This is a genomic window from Pseudoalteromonas sp. APAL1 (genome assembly GCF_021532475.1).
Taxonomy (GTDB): Bacteria; Pseudomonadota; Gammaproteobacteria; order Enterobacterales; family Alteromonadaceae; genus Pseudoalteromonas; species Pseudoalteromonas lipolytica_C.
The window spans coordinates 17,566-35,680 of the sequence record NZ_JAKGAW010000017.1; the positions used below are offsets into that span (position 1 = coordinate 17,566).

The 18,115-nt window shown below is 38.8% G+C and carries 14 protein-coding genes; 9 read left to right on the forward strand and 5 right to left on the reverse strand.

Going from position 1 to position 18,115, the window contains the following annotated elements; genetic code table 11:
* Nucleotides 1-59: 59 nt before the first annotated feature.
* From L1264_RS10285 to L1264_RS10305, 5 genes are all read left to right on the forward strand, one after another.
* Entirely contained in the window at nt 60-515 is a 456-nt protein-coding gene (locus tag L1264_RS10285) for a MarR family winged helix-turn-helix transcriptional regulator (protein ID WP_199526890.1), read from the forward strand.
* Between the two features lie 96 nt (nt 516-611).
* Nucleotides 612-1,424 (forward strand): hypothetical protein, encoded by an 813-nt coding sequence (locus L1264_RS10290; protein ID WP_199526889.1) that lies wholly within the window; start codon nt 612-614, stop codon nt 1,422-1,424.
* A complete protein-coding gene (locus L1264_RS10295) occupies nt 1,424-2,464 on the forward strand; it encodes an extracellular solute-binding protein (protein WP_199526888.1) in 1,041 nt (346 codons plus the stop codon). The genes L1264_RS10290 and L1264_RS10295 overlap by 1 nt, the downstream gene beginning before the upstream one ends.
* Nucleotides 2,464-3,963, forward strand: a complete 1,500-nt coding sequence (locus L1264_RS10300) for an ABC transporter permease (protein ID WP_199526887.1) — start codon at nt 2,464-2,466, stop codon at nt 3,961-3,963. The genes L1264_RS10295 and L1264_RS10300 overlap by 1 nt, the downstream gene beginning before the upstream one ends.
* Before the next feature lie 11 nt (nt 3,964-3,974).
* Complete coding sequence (locus tag L1264_RS10305; protein ID WP_199526886.1) at nt 3,975-4,985, forward strand: ABC transporter ATP-binding protein; 1,011 nt, start codon at nt 3,975-3,977, stop codon at nt 4,983-4,985.
* Between the two features lie 359 nt (nt 4,986-5,344).
* Here the strand turns inward: L1264_RS10305 and L1264_RS10310 are convergent, their stop codons facing one another.
* Together L1264_RS10310 and L1264_RS10315 are read right to left on the reverse strand one after the other, a co-directional pair.
* Nucleotides 5,345-8,461 carry a TonB-dependent receptor gene (locus L1264_RS10310; protein ID WP_199526885.1) on the reverse strand — a complete coding sequence of 1,039 codons (3,117 nt, stop codon included), beginning with the start codon at nt 8,459-8,461 and terminating at the stop codon, nt 5,345-5,347.
* 34 nt (nt 8,462-8,495) lie between these two features.
* Nucleotides 8,496-9,359, reverse strand: a complete 864-nt coding sequence (locus L1264_RS10315) for a S1/P1 nuclease (RefSeq protein WP_199526884.1) — start codon at nt 9,357-9,359, stop codon at nt 8,496-8,498.
* A 219-nt stretch (nt 9,360-9,578) separates the two neighbouring features.
* Here L1264_RS10315 and L1264_RS10320 point away from each other — a divergent pair, with 219 nt between their 5' ends.
* The gene (locus L1264_RS10320; protein ID WP_199526883.1) at nt 9,579-10,484 is read left to right on the forward strand and encodes a hypothetical protein; all 906 of its coding nucleotides are present in this window, start codon (nt 9,579-9,581) and stop codon (nt 10,482-10,484) included.
* A 106-nt stretch (nt 10,485-10,590) separates the two neighbouring features.
* Complete coding sequence (locus tag L1264_RS10325; RefSeq protein ID WP_235403961.1) at nt 10,591-11,418, forward strand: hypothetical protein; 828 nt, start codon at nt 10,591-10,593, stop codon at nt 11,416-11,418.
* A gap of 47 nt (nt 11,419-11,465) precedes the next feature.
* Here the strand turns inward: L1264_RS10325 and ushA are convergent, their stop codons facing one another.
* Nucleotides 11,466-13,070 carry a bifunctional UDP-sugar hydrolase/5'-nucleotidase UshA gene (gene ushA, locus L1264_RS10330; RefSeq protein WP_199526882.1) on the reverse strand — a complete coding sequence of 535 codons (1,605 nt, stop codon included), beginning with the start codon at nt 13,068-13,070 and terminating at the stop codon, nt 11,466-11,468.
* Between the two features lie 74 nt (nt 13,071-13,144).
* Nucleotides 13,145-13,342, reverse strand: a complete 198-nt coding sequence (locus L1264_RS10335) for a hypothetical protein (RefSeq protein WP_135926585.1) — start codon at nt 13,340-13,342, stop codon at nt 13,145-13,147.
* Nucleotides 13,343-13,587: 245 nt separating this feature from the next.
* Here L1264_RS10335 and L1264_RS10340 point away from each other — a divergent pair, with 245 nt between their 5' ends.
* Complete coding sequence (locus tag L1264_RS10340; protein ID WP_135926586.1) at nt 13,588-14,325, forward strand: peptidylprolyl isomerase; 738 nt, start codon at nt 13,588-13,590, stop codon at nt 14,323-14,325.
* Between the two features lie 324 nt (nt 14,326-14,649).
* On the opposite strand, the gene L1264_RS10345 is transcribed toward L1264_RS10340, so the two are convergent.
* The gene (locus tag L1264_RS10345) at nt 14,650-15,063 is read right to left on the reverse strand and encodes an MAPEG family protein (protein ID WP_135926587.1); all 414 of its coding nucleotides are present in this window, start codon (nt 15,061-15,063) and stop codon (nt 14,650-14,652) included.
* A gap of 166 nt (nt 15,064-15,229) precedes the next feature.
* On the opposite strand from L1264_RS10345, the gene L1264_RS10350 reads away from it, so the two are divergent.
* Complete coding sequence (locus L1264_RS10350) at nt 15,230-18,115, forward strand: insulinase family protein (protein ID WP_199526169.1); 2,886 nt, start codon at nt 15,230-15,232, stop codon at nt 18,113-18,115.

An 18,115-nucleotide genomic window follows, 5' to 3' on the forward strand; every position in this document is an offset into this window, starting at 1 on the left:
ACTAAATTCAAACTGCACTGAATTTACTTGTGTAAATAATTTTTGACAGTAGTGAAGCAATGACAACAAAGAAACATCCAACGCTCGATTTACAGCAGTTCTTACCTTACTCATTAACCAATATTGCAATGCAGATGAGTGAGCAATTTAGTGAGCTATATCAAAAGCAGTTTGATTTAACCGTGCCACAATGGCGAGTAATCGCGAACCTAGCTCAATACGGTGAATGCACTGCTAAACAGTTGTGTGATATGGCACAAATGGATAAATCAACGGTGTCCCGTGCAGTAAAGTCGTTATTAACAAGAAACCTTATCGCAGCAAAAGCGAACCCAACTGATAAACGCGCAAACTTGTTATCGTTATCAGAGGCAGGAGTAGGTTTTCATAAACAAATTGTTCCGTTAGCAAACGAATGGCAAGCAAGTTTAGTGAGTGAATTAGATAGCCAAGAAATTAAACAATTTATGAACACTCTTAGTAAGCTTTCCAATTACTTAAATAAAAATGTGTAAATCTGTAATCAATGCATTATAGCAATTGATTTAGGGAATCGATACGTATATGATAATGGCTATCATTTACAATTAGCAATTTGGATGTCTCCTGTTATGAAATTAGCGTTAAACACCGTGAAGACACTAGGTTTAAGCCTAGTATTAGCATCTACTTTTATTGCCCAACCTGTATTGGCAAATGGCCCAATTGGTGAGCACGTTAATCATCTAAAAGAAAATTTAAAAGATTACTCTGATGACGTTGAATGGATGATCAACAAAGTCGATGTCATGGTGAGTGATTACGAAATCAAAGGTGCTAAAGCTGTAAAAAGTGATGACCTAATCGAATACTGGGAATCAGTAAAGTTCCATAGTGCAATTGAAACAAACTATGTACCGGTTTATGCATCAATTTGGCAAAGTATTTATGGCATCAAAATGGCTATTGATGATAAAAAACCTGCAGCTGAGGTTCGCACTCATCAAAAGGCGTTGAATGCCGCCTTGTGGCAAGGTTTAGGAGCTGTTAAACTTGCCGCGGATTTCCAGCAAAAAGGCTTGTTAAAAGCTGTAAAAGCGACTGCTTCAGAAGAAATGACGCAAAGTGCTACCATCGATGAAATCAAACACAAATTAGACCGTGTTGTTGCAAAGTACGCAGAGCGTTTAAGCGATGAAGCAACACAAATCGTACATGATACTTACTTGCATTTATTCGAGGGTGTTGAAGGTACACTTATCGAAAAAGATGCGAAGTTAGTCGAAGTGCTCGAAAAAGATTTTAATGTAACCCTGCCAAAAGCGATTTCTGATAAAGGGTCTGTTGACCAAGTACGTGCAGTGGTTGTTGATATGCAAGAAAAGCTAGATCGCGCTAAGGTGTTATTAGAAGAAGCCGAAAAAGCTCGTAAGGATGTATTTTAGTGAAGCGTAGAACCTTTATTCAAGGACTTGCTGCGTTCGGGGTAGTAGGCGCAATGCCACTACCTCTTTCTCGTGCCTTCGCAGCCAGTGCTGCAAGCCCCGTTTCTGTAAAAGACTTACCCGCCCTTGAGGGTGACTTAACATTATATTTAGGCCGCGGCGAAGGCGGCTTGTACGAAAACGTACTGCAGTCGATCGAAAAGAATAATCCAAAATTGAATTTATCAATTCGCCGTGGTCCAACTGCTGCGCTTGGCAATATGATTGTCGCTGAAGCGAAAGCAGGAGTTAAACGTGCTGATTTATTTTGGGCTGTTGACTCAGGTGCGATTGGTTTAATTACCGACGCGGGTTTGGCTAAACCATTACCAAGTGATTTAGCAGCACAGTTACAGCCACAATTCCGTTACCCTGGTTGGGCACCGGTTACCGGGCGTATTCGAACTCTACCTTATAACACCAAGCGTCTGAGCAAAGATGATATCCCCGACAGTATCATGGCGATTGCTGACAGCGATTTATCAATAGGTTGGGCACCTGCTTACGCATCTTTTCAATCATTCGTAACGGCTATGCGTATTCTTGAAGGTGAAGATAAAACCGCTAAGTGGCTTAAAAAAGTTCAAAAACGTTCGAAAACCTACGCTGGTGAGCTTGGTGTAGTAATGGCAGTTGAACGTGGTGAAGTCGATATTGGCTTTGCAAACCACTATTACACATTACGACTTAAGTCAGGTAAACCAGATGCTAATCTTGACCTTGCTTTTACTAATCAAGATGCCGGTTGTTTAGTTAATGCATCAGGTGTTTTATCGTTAACAGATAACCCTAATGCGATGAATTTTATGCGTTACTTACTAAGTTCTGAAGTACAAGGTTACTTAGCCCGTGAAGCCTATGAAATTCCACTGATCCAAGGCATTGAACAACCAGCTGGCTTACCAGCATTAACGGATGTGTCACCGCCGAAAATCGATTTAACTCAATTGGCAGATTTAAGGCCAACACTCGACCTTATGCGCAGTAGCGGTGTTTTATAATGCGTATACCTGCTTCTTATCCCATGGCGCTGCTTGCAGCGCTTTTGGCGTTAGTGCCAGTTTATATTCTGATCACTTTAGCAAGTGATGCGACTGCTGTATTTGATAGTCATAACTTAAAAATTCTTGGTAACACCTTATCACTTATGGTGTTAACGGTAATAGGCTCTATTTTAATTGGCGTACCACTGGCGTTTATTAGTGCCTATGTTCAACTTCCTTTTAAAAAGCTTTGGCTTGTTCTGTTTGCTGCTCCTCTGGCAATCCCAAGTTATATTGGTGCGTTTACCTTGTATGCTGCATTTGGCCCTGGTGGTGAGATAAATCAGCTGCTCGGCTTCGAAACGCCGCCTATGTATGGGCTAACAGGCGCTGCCATTGTAATGACCCTGTATACGTTTCCTTTTGTAATGCTAACAACTCGATCATCTTTACTTAGCTTAGATGCCAGCATGGTTAATGCTGCACGTACTTTAGGTATGTCGATGACAATGAGTGTATTTAAAGTTATTTTACCTCGGGTTATCAATGGTATAGCGGCAGGCTCTTTACTGGTTGCGCTTTATACCTTATCAGACTTTGGTACACCGGCGATGATGCGTTTAGATACGTTCACTCGGGTTATTTATGTAGAATACAACGCTTTTGGTTTGAGTCGTGCGGCAATGTTATCGCTACAACTGATGGTTATCGTCGGATTTTTATTGTTTATCGAGTCACAAATTAAAACAGCTTCAGAACGCCATGGCCGTTCATTGATGTTATTTCCATCGAATGGTCAAAAAGTTGCGATGTTACTGACATTTTTACCAGTATTGCTACTTGCGATTTGTTTACCTTTGGCAATTTTTTCACTTTGGCTTGCCCGTGATGGAGTTGCAGATTTTGACTTCAGTATTGCTTGGCATTCAGCCTATGCATCGGGTATTGCTGCTATCGTTGCTGTTGTTGTTGCTGTACCTGTTGCTCATGCTGCCTTAAGCGGTAAAGCAGGGCGTATTATGGAGCGTGTAACTTATTTTGGATTTGGTATTCCGGGTATTGTGATGGGAACGGCATTGGTATATGGCGGTCTACAGTTGCCACTCTTTTATCAAACCTTAGCTCTATTAGTAATTGCTTATGTGCTGCGCTTTTTGCCGCTTGCAGTTGGCTCTGTAAGAACCAGTACTGAGCATCTAGATTCAAGTTTAATAAAGTCAGCACGAGTACTGGGTGCCAGCCCTCGTGAAGCATTTATGCGAATTACTTTACCCTTAACTATGCGCGGTATTATCGCAGGTGCTGCTTTGGTATTTTTAGAATCAATGCGTGAACTTGAAGCAACACTTTTACTTGGCCCAACGGGTTTTGAAACCCTTTCAACATATTTGTGGCGTGTTTATGAAGCCGGTTACTTTGGCCGTGCTGCTATTCCTGGTTTATTGTTGGTAGTGATATCAGCATGCGGCTTGGCTATAATGCTCTCTGGTGAAAAGCGCAGTCAATTAGAACATTAAGGATCAGTTTAATGCTATCAGTTAGTAAGCTGTCTATCGATTATGGTAGCAATCGTGTGGTAAGTGAACTTAACTTATCACTTGGGGAAAGTGAGATCCTCATGCTAGTTGGTCCAACTGGCTGTGGTAAAAGTACAATTTTACAAGCGCTAGCTGGGCTTATTCCTATTAGCGAAGGCGAAATAAATTTAGGTTCATGGCGAGCTACGCCAAAACTAAAAGTTCCCCCTGAAAAACGTAAAGTTGGAATGGTGTTTCAAGATTTTGCCCTTTTTCCACATTTAACTGTTGAACAGAATATTTGCTTTAGACTTAACGATACTTCTAAAGCCGATCATTGGATAAAGCTATTAGGTCTTGAAGCATTTCGAAATAAAAAGCCGGCAACCTTATCTGGTGGTCAAAAGCAGCGTGTCGCACTCGCTCGAACTCTTGCTCATGAACCAGACTTTGTTTTACTTGATGAACCATTATCTAACCTAGATGCAGCTCTAAAAGATACTCTTCGATGGGATATTAGAAATGCTTTAAAGGCTGCAGGTGTTCCCGCTATTTGGGTGACCCATGACCAAGAGGAAGCCTTATCTGTCGGTGACCGTGTAGGGGTGCTTAAAGAGGGGATAATTCAGCAAATTGATACTCCTGAGCGTTGCTTTAGCTTGCCAAGTAATCGTTTTGTGGCACGCTTTTTAGGTGAGGCAAGTTTCATTGCCGGTAATTGTGTAGGTGATACAGCCACAACAGATATAGGCAATGCACCAGCAATCAAAATAGATCATGATGCAGCAAAGGTTGATGTATTGTTGCGCCCTGATGATGTGCATCTAATTAATAATGCTAATACAAATAACGGTGAAGTGACCTGGGTACGTTATGAGGGGGGCAGCCGATTATGCGCTGTTAAACTGGCATGCGATACTGTGGTGACAAGCCGTGTGAGCCATGAAGTGATAGTGCGCCCGGGTGATGCTGTGCATGTTTCAATCAATACAACCCATCCACTTGCGGTTTACGCTGCTTAAATAAAACTTTGTGTGCAGGTCAAATTGGCCTGCATTTTTCAGAAAGCTTTCAGCTGTCAGCCCTCAGACGCGATGTAAAATCGCTGCGACTTCTTAACTTGCTAACTTTACTCTTGAAACTCGTAACTCATACCTACAACTATTCCCGGCTAAAGCCAGTCCTACGAAAGAATTTATCAGGTATTAGGTTCTAGGCTTTAGTTACAATGACGCGATGTAAAATCGCTGCTACTAGTAACTTTCTAACTTTACCCTTGCTCACTTTCCCCTAGTAGCTTTACTCTTGCAAACTTTCATCAAAACGTAAAAAGCCCGCCAGTAGGGGCGGGCTTTTGCTTTATAACAAGGTTAACTCGTTATTAGAATGTGTAACGTACACCTACACGCATTTCCCAAACTGATGCGTTGCTTTGTGTTGCAGTTTTACCATTGTTAGGGCTAAAGTTTGAGTAAACGTAACGACCTTGGTCATCGATTGATGTTTTAATCATACGGTTACCAACAAAGTTACCTTTCTTAAGTACACCCCAGTCATCGTTTAACATGTTAGTTAAGTTATCGATAACGAAGAATACTTCACCTTTGTGACCAGGCATGAAACCAGGTAACTCTTGAGTCATCTTGAAGTTAACTTTCGTGAACCAATCAGCGTTTTGGCTGTTACGGCCAACGATTTCACCGCGCTCAAGGCCTTGAGCAGAAATCCACTCGTTAAACTCATTAATTTCATCAGCAGTCATATCATAAACAACGTTAGGGTCATTTACTTCAGGGATATACATTAGCTGACGGCTACGGTTTGAGTTGCTATCACCCCAAACTTTGTCACTACCGTTATATGTGTAGCTGTAAGGTAGACCTTTGTACGTTTCACTGAATAGGTTGAAACGTGTGCTGTAACCATCAAACAACTCAGTTGTGTAACCTAATGTCATAGTAAAGCGATGTGGGATCTCGTAATCAGATGTGCGTGCACCCGGGTTAGTTGGATCGTATGTCGCCATGTTACCGTAGTTAGAGCTAGCTACAGAGCTAGTCATTGGGTTAACATCTGTCGAATCTGTGTAAGCGTAAGCTAGTTGTACGCTAATACCGTTATCAAAACGCTTGCTCATTGCAGCAGAAATGATATGAGACTCACCACTGTCGCCACTCACATTAGTAAGTAATAAGTCCCCGCTACGGCCTTCTTTAGACTTAAGAATTGGACGACCATCAAACGTTGTGTTGCCAGAATCTTGCAACGCGATGTCTTGGATAATTGCAGCATCTTTACGTTTAGTGAATAAGTAATCTAGAGAGAATACATACTCATCTTCAGTTGTGTATGTTGCACCTACTGAGTATTTCCACTCTGAAGGCATATCGAAGTCAGGGTCAACAGCATTTACAGATGAGTCACCCGCGCCAATTGTTGTATTAGCAACTTCATCAAACATATCTTGTGGCACTTCGTAACCTGGTGTACCACCATTCACTGTCGGTGTATTGAATAAATCAACATCTTCACGGTAAGTACCAATGTTTGTGATACCGTCGTTAGAGTATGAGTTAGATAACCAAACATTCGGGTTACCACCAGAGAATAGGCCAACACCTGCACGTACTTCTAATGCATCTGTTGCATACCATTCAAAACCAACACGTGGTTGAATTAAATCGATACCGTCGAATGTTGCTTGGTTACTAAAACCATAACGATTAGTGAAGTTTTCATTGTAGTTAGGATTGTCGTCACTTGTGTATTTGTCGTAACGAAGACCAAATGTTAATGTCGCATCTAAATCTGTGAAGCTGTACTCATCTTGAACATAGAAAGTGTGTTGAGCATATGAGAAGCTTGCAGCAGCATCAGTTGGGTTGTTAGTACCAGCAGCATTGTTATAGTAAATACGTGCAGCTTGACCAGCTTCAAAATCATCTACAGAATCAAAACGCCACTCACCTTGAGTTTGCTGTACGAATTGGTTAAATACGTCTAGCTTTTCGTACTCATAACCACCAGTAATCGTATGTTGATCAAGGTAATATGTACCAGCAACTTTTACAGTTGTTGTTTCATAGTCTAGGTCGTTTGATTGACGAGAGTCATCTGGACCGATATAGATAGTACCACCACCAGCAGCATCAATTTGCATTTCACCAAAGCTGCTCGCTGCATCTAAAGACTGTACTGTTGCATCTAGCTCTGATTTACCAATACGAACTTCAGTAGAGAAGTTGTCTGACCAATCTGAGTAAAGTGAACCGATGATTGATGTAAACTCAGCACCTTGCTTGAAGAAATGGTTTTCTAAAGCTACTGTATCGCTGTATGCATCTGATTGAGATAGCGTGAAAGCATCATTATAGTTATAGATTATGTTTGCACGGTGATCGTCGTTGATGTTCCAGTCTAACTTAACTAAGATTTTTTCATCTTCAACTGGTGCGCTTGATGGCATGCCACCTGCGTCATAACCGTAAACATCTTGAGCAATTTGTTGTACACGAGCTACGTCTGCAGCTGAAACACTACCTGTATTTAAACCGCCGTATTCGTACTGTTTAACACCTTCAACTTTCTCATAAGATGTGAATAAGAAAAGGTTATCTTTGATTAGTGGTAAACCAACGTTGAAGCCGTAACGTTTTTCAGTATAATCACCGTTATCGTAGTCTTCACCTTCGATTTTATCGCCTTTCATTGAATCATTTGTGTAATCGAAGAAAACACCACCGTGTACTTCGTTACCACCAGATTTAGTAACAGCATTGATATTACATGATGTGAAACCACCATATTGAACATCAAAAGGCGCTAGTTCAACAGCTACTTGTTCGATTGAATCGAAAGAGAAAGGAGCACCGATTGTTGGGTAACCGTTTGAGCTTAGACCGAAGTTATCGTTCATACGAACGCCGTCTAGCGTTAAGCTGTTGAAACGTGGGTTACCACCACCACAGTTGATTGAACCACGGCTATCATCGATTGTTACACGTGGGTCGATACGAATGATATCTTTTAAGTCACGGTTGATAGCTGGTTGGTTTTCTAAATCTTCAAGTGTGAAAGTCGCAGCAGGACCTGTACCACCAGACATACGGCTGATAGGACGACCTGTAACAACGATTTGTTCGATGTCTGATTGCGGCTCTAACGTAACATTAACAGGGTAGTCAGCACCAACTTGTAGGTTAATGTTGTTGAAAGTTTGATCTGCAAATACGTCAGAATCAACAACAACGCGGTAAGGACCACCTACGCGTAGGCCTTTAGCTGTGAAGTAACCCGCATCGTTCGTTTCAGTTTCTTTAGTTGAACCTGAAGGTAAGTGAACGATAGTAATCTTAGTGCCAGCAGCAGGGTTGCCGCTAGGACCTTTGATTTGACCCTTGATAGCAGATGTTGTTTCATTTGCTAACGCTGCACCACTCACACCAACACATGCTGCAATAGCAAGTGATAGAGCTGTTTTGCGGAGTTGGATTTTCATTATGTTATTTCCCGTGTTAGAGGTTATGTTTCATTTATAGTTTGCTGTCAGTTGGCATCTTAAGTGCCTTTACTAACGGTTTTGCTGATTTATCAAATAAACTATTTAATAAACCGGCCAATCTTATCCCGCCTTGCTGTAGGCGAGTTTTAACAATTGGTAAGTTTTTATAGATATAACTATAACTTACGTTTGTTTCATTTTCTTTATAGATTGAATTTGCAATATTATGTGATTCGATTAACCAATCGCTTGGTGAACTGGTAAGGTAGTCCATTATCAACGCTTGATTTGTTGTATTTATAAATTGCGCAAATTCAGTATAGGACAAATTTTCATTTTCAATGAGTTTTGAGTCCCATAGGCTATGTAAATTGGTATCTTGCCCGAAGAATGTGACAGAAATATTGTTGCCGCCACGATCTTCACTGCGACCTGCATGGAATGGTTGGTGACTATCACCAACAAGATGAACTAAAAAGCGTAAAGCAAACTGTTTTTCTGCAAGGGATGCTTTTTGGTTTTGTAAAACTGAAATTGAATATTCCATCCCTTCAAGGATGTCAGACACTGTGTCTTTATTGTGGTGGGCATGAGAGTCGAAATGGGGATCAGCATCACCCTCTTTGAAATTGATGTAATGCCAGCGAGATGACTTTTTTTGCCAAAATTGCTCAGGGGCAGAGCGCATTTCATCGGCCCAAGTGGCAATTTGAGGGAGTGACTCGCCATCAAGTAAAGGAATTAATGCTTGCCTCGTGGTGTCAGTAATATGCTTAGATGCAATTTCACCAACAATACGATGACCATTTTGTCCCCATGCATTAGCCGGAGTACTTAACACCGCTGAAATAACAGGTGTCGATAACAGCAACATCTTTATTGTTTTTTGTAACATTGACTCAGTGTCCAAAAATGAATGTGCCCTGAAGCACGATTACTTAGTGCTAATTCTCCTGAATTTTAAAACAAATAGAAAGGACTCAATAAGATTCATAATTTCTTGTTCATATATGTTTAAAAACAATGGGTTATTTATTTCAGGTAAAATTACCTGTTGTAATAAGTAAGAATAATTGTTCAAATAGAGGCAAGGGTGCGTTGTTGGCTATAAAAATTGAATTTAAGAACAATACTAATAAAAAAATCTTTGATTGTTACATTTTTGTTTCTGTCGTTTGGCTTGTTTTGTTTTGTGGGAATTTTACAAGCAAATAAGCCTATATCTGATATCGATACGTTTATTGAAACTTCTTTTCAATGTGATACTAAATCTGAGGTTAATCTTAATGAACTTGTCGTATATTCATCTGGTAAACGGCTAGCTGAAGATGTCGCGTTTTCATTATGTCAAGACGACACTATCAGTAAGCAATATGGCAAGGTTACCTCTTATTGGGGTTACAAGACATCTGATACAGTTGAGTTTTTGGGTAAAGGATTAGCAGATTTGATCCTTGCAAAAGAAAACTTAATTAACGCTTTTATGGCAGAATCAACTTACAACTATAAAGCCGTTGTTGGTTTTCCTGATTACACCGCCTACTTTATTTCAAGCAAAGAAAAGCCGCGGCTAGATAAAAGTTATTTTCTTGACAAACGAATTGGACTTTTAGATTACCCTACAAGCCGTTCTGGTCATATTTTGCCAAAACAGTTGTTCAAAAAGTTAGATATAAATTTAGAGAACTTAGACATTATCTATGCTGGCTCTCATTCAGAGCTGAGAGAATTACTAGCAAGCGGTAAAGTTGATCTAATTTCTTCTTATTGGCAAGACATAGACCAGCAACGTTTTTCAATCAATTATATTACTCCCATCAGTGACAACATTAGTGGCAGCCGTTGGTACCTTAAAATGCAAGACGAAAACACAGATCTTCTCTGTGCTGTTCAAAAACGTTTAATTGATTTAGCGCATGAACAAAATTCTCATTATTTCAATCACGTTCAATCATTCTTTAACTGTAAAACGCAACACTCGATGCGAATAAATGCTGAGGTAAACAATGCTACCAATTAGAGTAAAGCTAATTTATGGTTGTTTATTCTTCGTTATTTGTCTGGTCTTATTTGGTAGCTATATTATTGCAAAAGCGGTTAAGTCAACAGAGAATAATCAATTAAGCTTGGCAAATATAGAGAAGCGAATCGCCTTAGATTTAACGCATTTAAACCTTCCTGATGACTTTTTAAAGCATTCTGGTAGTAAAGAGGCTGTTATTGACTACCTTGCTAAGCTTAATTCGCAGCTCAAAGAAACCCCGATTTTTGTTTATTCCATCGAAGGAATTACAGAGTTTCCAGCAAGAGCTGATCTGATTGAAAAGCAACTTCAAACACCACAAAAAGTTTTTACTATTAGTTTTGTTATTAATAACAATATTTTAAATAAAAATGATATTGCAGTATTTATTTTGGTATGTTTGTTTTCACTTGCGATTAGTTATTTAGTCTTCTTAAATGAACGCACAAAATTACAAGTTGCAAAACAACTTCCCGAACCTGAACCGAATAGTAAAACAAAACCTATTTTGATTGTCGATCTTCAAAATAAAACATTGGCAGCGAATTGTAGCCCTGATAAACCTGTTGCATTAGCCAATAAGCCGTTATGTTTTTATTTGGCTTTGGTTGAGTTTTGTACTGAAAATCCTGATGTAGTGCTCAATCAGAATAAGGATGTTCCTGAAGAGTTACTTACACTTGCTAATAAGTATTTTTACCGGTTAGTTGAATTAGGTCATACAGTCCGTAAAAGACCAAATTTTACCAATAGTTTAGAAAAAACCTTGAGTGAAATCCGCGCTGCGCTTGATGATGTTTGGCAAGATCAACCAGAAGTTAAAGATGTTTATTACCCACCGAAAGCGCATGGTGAAGGTTCGCGTTCACGTTTACATCATTATGGATTAAAGAACATAACGTTAGAAAATATTGAAGTGATAGGTAAGTAAAACTAAAAAAGGGAAGTCATTGACTTCCCTTTTTACTTTTAATTTGTTTATTTAGGCGCGAAATCGGCCGCTTTAACAGGACTATTTTGCTCAAAGAAACGTTTTAATGCCTGTGCGTCAGTATCATCTGTACTGACAAAGCCTTCTTTGTTTGTAAGAGTAGGGTAGCCATCACCACCTGAGGCGTTGTAGCTGTTAATACTCATACGATATGTTTTAGTCATATCAAGTGGTTTACCAGCAATTTTAACATCAGCTAATGTGTCGTTTTCACGCTTAAAGCTTAATTTATAATATTGTAAGTAAGCACCTGAATCAGGTGGGAAAGAAGTCACAACAGATAGGTAATCAAATAATGCTTTCCCGGTCATATCAATATAGGTGATACGGTTTTTAAAAGGGTGAACTTTTAAAATGTCTTTATAGCTCACATCGCCAGCTTGAATGCTATCACGAATACCACCGCCACTTATTATACCAAAATCAGCACCAACAGATTGCATTTGTGCAGCAATTATTACCCGTGCTAGGTTTACTTGCTCGTAACGAACTTTGTTACGGTCACCCTCTAGCTTTTCATCAACTGCACCAATCTTTCCAGCAATTTGCGCTGCCCCTTTTGCTTGATAAACAGCAAGTACATCTTGTAAGTTTTTGTTTGGTTCGATGTAATCAGCTGCCAACTTTTTATTGCCGTTTTCATCATTGATATAAAGGTTTACCGGAATAAGCGCGTAATTAAGTAGTGTTAGTTGACCATTTTCTAATTTGAATTCAGCTTTACCAACATATTTACCCCACTCATGTGCTTGCATGATCCAAGTACCATTTTGTTGATCTGGCTTACACTCTTTGCCTGGTATAAAACTCTCATCTGCGACGTTGGCCTCTTTCATACATACCGGTTCTTGTGAATGTCCACCAACAATTATGTCAAGTGTACCCTTTGGTAGGTTACGAGCCATTGTTACATCACCCGGTGCATTAATGCCAAAGTTTGCATCAACATAATGGCCCATGTGTGTAACTGCAATAGTGATATCAGGGTTGTATTGTTTATCGATTTCAGGAGCTAGCTTTGCTGTAACTGCTGTTGGGTCTTTAAACTCAAGGTTGCCAATATATTGAGGGTTACCTATTTTAGCTGTATCTGTGGTTGTTAAACCGATTACGGCTATTTTTAGGCCATTCTTCTCAAAGATCTTATATCCTTGATAACGTGTCTCGCCAGTTGCCTTATCTATAATATTGGCAGATAAAAATGGGAAGTTAGACCATTTTTGTTGTTGATCAAGTACTGCCAGTGGATTATCAAATTCATGATTACCTATAGCCATGGCATCATAACCAATGATAGACATACCTTTAAAGTCAGGCTCTGCATGCTGTAAGTCAGACTCAGGAATGCCTGTATTGATGTCGCCACCTGAGAGTAATAATACTGCATGACCTTTTGCTTTAGCATCAGCTCTTAATTGATCAATTAAGGTCTTACGAGCTGCCATACCATACTCACCTTGCTCATTGTGCCAAAAGCGACCATGGTTATCGTTTGTATGGAGTAATGTGAGGTATTGTACTGAATCAGTGTGAGTAGAAGAGCTGCAAGCCGCTAAGGTAAGCAGTAAAAAAGAAGATAAAAAAAAGCGCATAATTGTTTGCCTGTTAAAAGCAGTAGTTAATTAAGCGCTTAGTTTAAACGACTTATATTTAAATTAAATGTCTTTTATAGATTTTTATTGCTATTTTCGGTATTCAATTGTCCAGTCGCAGCGAGTTGCCTACGAATTAACTCTTGTTCTGCATAATGTGATTTTTGATGGTTATTACCAACCATCCAGTTTAAGAAGCTCGCTGGTAATTTACTATACGGCTCACCTTGGTGTAAGCCAAAATCGCATATTGCGTTTTCTTCATTCGCCATGGTTTATTCCTGTGTGTTCTTTGTTGTCATGCAAATACTAACAAACTCAGTCTATTTGATAAGACGATTTTGATTTAAGATTTATATTTTTTATAACCATAATGAATACGCAGTGTAAATAAATGTAACTAACTTGTAATTGATTTGGCGCGTTTTGTGTAACTATTTTGTTTGCTATTTAAGCGCCTAGCGTTTTTGTTTAGTCTTGCTGCAGTTTTAGAATAAAAATATCAGGAAAGATAAAAATGAAAAAATATTTAATTGCCTCTGTACTTTGTGCAGCAAGCTACAGCGCCAACTCAACTATCATTGAAATGCAAACTAACCAAGGCACGATTACAGTTAATCTATTTGATCAACACACCCCAATAACTGTAGAAAACTTTTTAAACTATGTAGAAGAGGGCACTTATAATAGTAGTGTCATTCATCGCTCTGTTGAGAATTTTGTTTTACAAGGCGGAGGATTTAAATTTGATTCTGATTTTAAAGCTATTGAAACAAATGATGCGATAAAAAATGAGCCTAAACTATCTAATGTGAAAGGCACCATTGCGATGGCTAAGCAAGGTGGTAATGCAAATAGTGCAACTAGCCAATGGTTTTTCAATTTAAAAGACAATAGCGCTAATTTAGATCTTCAAAATGGTGGTTTTACTGTGTTCGGCCAAATTACAGCTGAAAGCCAAATGGTGTTAGATAAAATCACTGAACTCACACACTGTGGTGATATTCCTGTTGTTGGTTTGAATAACGATCAATGTCCAACAGATACCTCAGGCTTTAATGGTGAGAATTTAGTAACTATTAATAGTGTGGTAATTCTTGACGATGATCCGAACTCTTCTCAATTATTAAAACCAAAAGAAAACACGCTGATCAAACAAGATAAGCCTTCAGGTGATTTAGACAGTGGCTCAGGTGGTAGTATGGCGTGGATGCTGTCTTTACTAGCTTTGTTTGGCTTTTGTCGTCGTAAATAATTCCAACCAACAAAGTATACCCAAACCACCTCAAGATGCGAGTTTCAGTTGGAATTAAAAGCGATTTAGGCAATGCATTGATTGCAAGTAATAGTGGTTCTATTGTTAAAATCAATAACGCAGTATAAATCGCTTTTAAACCAACCCTTTGGGCGCTTCACAGGCACTTACTCTCATCGTTGTTACTTCTTAAAAGGGGATGCCATTCTTGCAAAGTAACGCCTTGATATTAAGCTCCTGTGAAACGCTGAATTCTGCATCTTGAGGTGGCTTGGGTATATATAAGGCGCTTAAAAGCGCCTTATTTCTTAGTATTACTGAGTATTAAAAGATTGTTATTAATATCAGTACCCACATAATCAGCATAATAAAGCTACTGATAACAAAGCTATAATATCTAGCCTTTAACGTATTAGAGGTTAAATGTATAAAGCTATGGATTATGCGCAAAACGACATAAGCCCAAGCAAAGCCAACAAAAACAGTACCTACAGCATTTAGTTGTAGTGCAGTTAAACACGCAATAAAAAACAGTACAGGCATTTCGAACTGATTTATAAAGTTACGATCTGCAACACGCACGTGCGCACCTGCTTTTTCTAAATCCATTGTAAGAAAGTCTTTCATTTCTATGGTTTTTTTCTTAGCCGCGCTAAAGCGGCGCTTGCCCATAATGTACATTACTATGAATGTAAGTAATACCTGAGTAAACATCGCTACGATTAGCCACTTTTCCATAACTCATCCTTTTATATTGTAATTATTATGATTATTAGCCTTTTGCATTGCTTTTTCACAATGTGTTACAAACTTTTAGTGTTAGTCTGTTAAAAAGCATTGAATTGCGGCTGATGAAAATTCATCATAAATAAAAATTGATTCAATATCTAATGGATACATAATAATGAAAAAAATAATGGGCCTTAGTGCAATCGCATTTGCTGTATTAGCTGGGTGTTCTTCAACATCTACTATGACTTCATCTACAGCTAATAGCAGCCTTATACCTGATTCTTTGGTTGTCAGTCCAAATGATGCCCGAGAATATAAAACACTAAAACTAGATAATGAGATTGATGTTATTTTAATCTCAGATCCGAGTGTAGAAAAGTCAGCAGCTGCACTTAGTGTTGGTGTCGGTTTACTACACGACCCTATGTCGCAACAAGGTATGGCACATTATCTAGAACATATGCTTTTCCTAGGTACAGACCGCTATCCTGATACCAAAGGTTATAGTGATTTTATGACCAAAAACGGTGGTGCGCACAACGCTTACACTTGGTTAGATATCACTAATTATATGTTTAAAGTGAATAACGATGCCTATGATGAAGCTTTAGACCGCTTTTCTGACTTTTTTAAAGCACCTAAGCTTTACCCTGAATACACTGATAAAGAAAAAAATGCGGTTAATGCTGAATGGTCAATGCGCCGTGAAATGGACTTTTTTGGACAATTTAAATTAGCACGCAAGATGATGGGAGACCATCCTGCAAACCGTTTCTTAATTGGTAACCTAGAAACGCTAGGTGATAAAGAAGGCAGTGATTTACATAAAGAAACGGTTGCTTTTTATAATAAATACTATTCATCTAATATCATGAAAGTGGCGATGATTTCTAACCGTCCGCTAGCTGAAATGGAAGCAAAAGCTAAACAGTATTTTGCAGATATCGAAAATAAACATATCGAAAAACCAACAGTAACAGATAAACTTGATTTTGATAAAGCCGGTGGCAAACGTGTTTACTATTCACCAAATGAAGACGTAAAACAATTACAACTTGAATTTACGATCACCGATAACAGTTCACAGTTTGCAGTTAAACCTAATCGCTTTGTGTCTTACTTGTTAAGTAATGAAATGCAAGGCAGCCCGGCACAAATATTACGTGATAAAGGCTGGGTATCACGTTTATCTGCTTCTGATGCACCTACACAATATGGTAACTACGGCAGCTTAACAGTAAGTATTGAACTAACTGACGCCGGCATGCAAAACCGTGAAGAAATTGTTGCTATGGTAATGCAGTATATTGCGTTAATTAAAGAGCAGGGTGTTGATAGCAAGTATTTTAATGAAATTCGTACTTCGTTAAACAATGAGTTTCAATTTCTTGAAAAAGGTGATGAGTTTGGCTATGTAAGTAACCTTACTGATAGTATGCAAAAGTTCCCAGTGAACAACGCAATTAATGCACCTTACTATTATGCAAAGTTTGATGCTGACGCTGTGCAAAACGTGCTTTCACAGTTAAACGAAGAGACGCTACGTATTTGGTATATTTCAAAGCAAGAAGAGACAGACTCGCAGCTACATTTTTACGATGGTAAATATCGTATTGAAGATATCAGCGACGAAGAAGTTGCAAGCTGGAATAAACCGAGCGAATACCCTTTAGCTTTACCTACTGTAAACCGGTTACTGCCAGAAAGTTTTGCTATTAAGACCGCGGAATTTAAACAGCAAGCACATCCTAAACTGGTCTTTGATAAGCAAGGTGTCAAAGTTTGGCGCCAAGCAAGTCAGCAATTTGCTGAGCAACCTAAAGGGCTTGTTGAAGTTTACATTAACACACCTGATGCATTAGTTGATGTAAAAGCACAGGTGCTTTACTCAATTTGGGCTGATCTGTATAACTTAGAGCAAAGTAAATTAAGCACTGAAGCGGCTGTAGCAGGTATGAGTTTGGGGTTACAGCCAAGCAATGGTCTTATATTATCACTGAGTGGTTTTACTGATAAGCAGGACGTATTATTGGCTCAGGCGCTTGAAAATCTGACTTTAAATGTATCAGAAGATGGTTTTGCACAAGCGATTGACCGTTATAAGCGTGATTTACTAAATCAACAAAAGCAATTTCCTTTCTATCAAGCATTTGGTGAATATTCTAAGCTAACACGAAGTGGTAAATTTGATACCGAAACCTTAATTGCGGCGGCAGATACGCTAACTCTTGATGATTTTATTGCTATTAAGAAATCAACTCTTGCTGCAAATGATTTACGTGTATTCACGTTTGGTAACTACAACCAAAATGATGTTGAATCTATTGCTAATAAGCTAACAGCTATATTACCTAAGGCTCATAAATCTACTGAGTTTGCTCGCAGCAAAGCCTGGTTGCCACAAATAGGTGAACGTATTGTATTGCAAAAGGATATTGATGTAGCTGATGTAGCGATTATCGATATGGTTGTTCATCCAACACCGGGTTACAAGCAAAAGGCTCAAGCGCAAGTGTTACAAAGCCACTTCAGAACGATTGCTTTTGATAAGCTTCGTACCGAAGAGCAGCTTGCTTATGCTGTTGGTGCGTTAGCCCGTCCGATTGAAGATTACTCTGCACTAGGTCTTTATATCCAAACACCAGTTAAAGGCCCTAAAGAAATGCAAGCACGCTTTGATGAGTTTAAAAAGCAATACGCAGTAGAGCTTGATAACATGACAGAAGAAACATTTTCACAACTTAAAAATGCAACGCTGGTATCTTTAAAAGAGCAACCTAAGAATCTAAGTGATGAAATGTCACCACTTATCACAGATTGGTATCGTGAAAACTTTAACTTTGACTCTAAAGAAAAGCTTATTGCTGAAGTTGAAAAAGTAACCTTGGCTGATTTGAAAGATTATTACAAGAAAACCATGCTGAACAGTGAAGCACCACGCTTGAACATTCAAATGCGTGGTAGCAAGTTCGCTGATAAGCCATTTGCAGATCTTAAAAATCAAACAAAAGTTGAAAACTTAGAAACTTATTACAAAGGAATTAAATTCCAAAAGTAA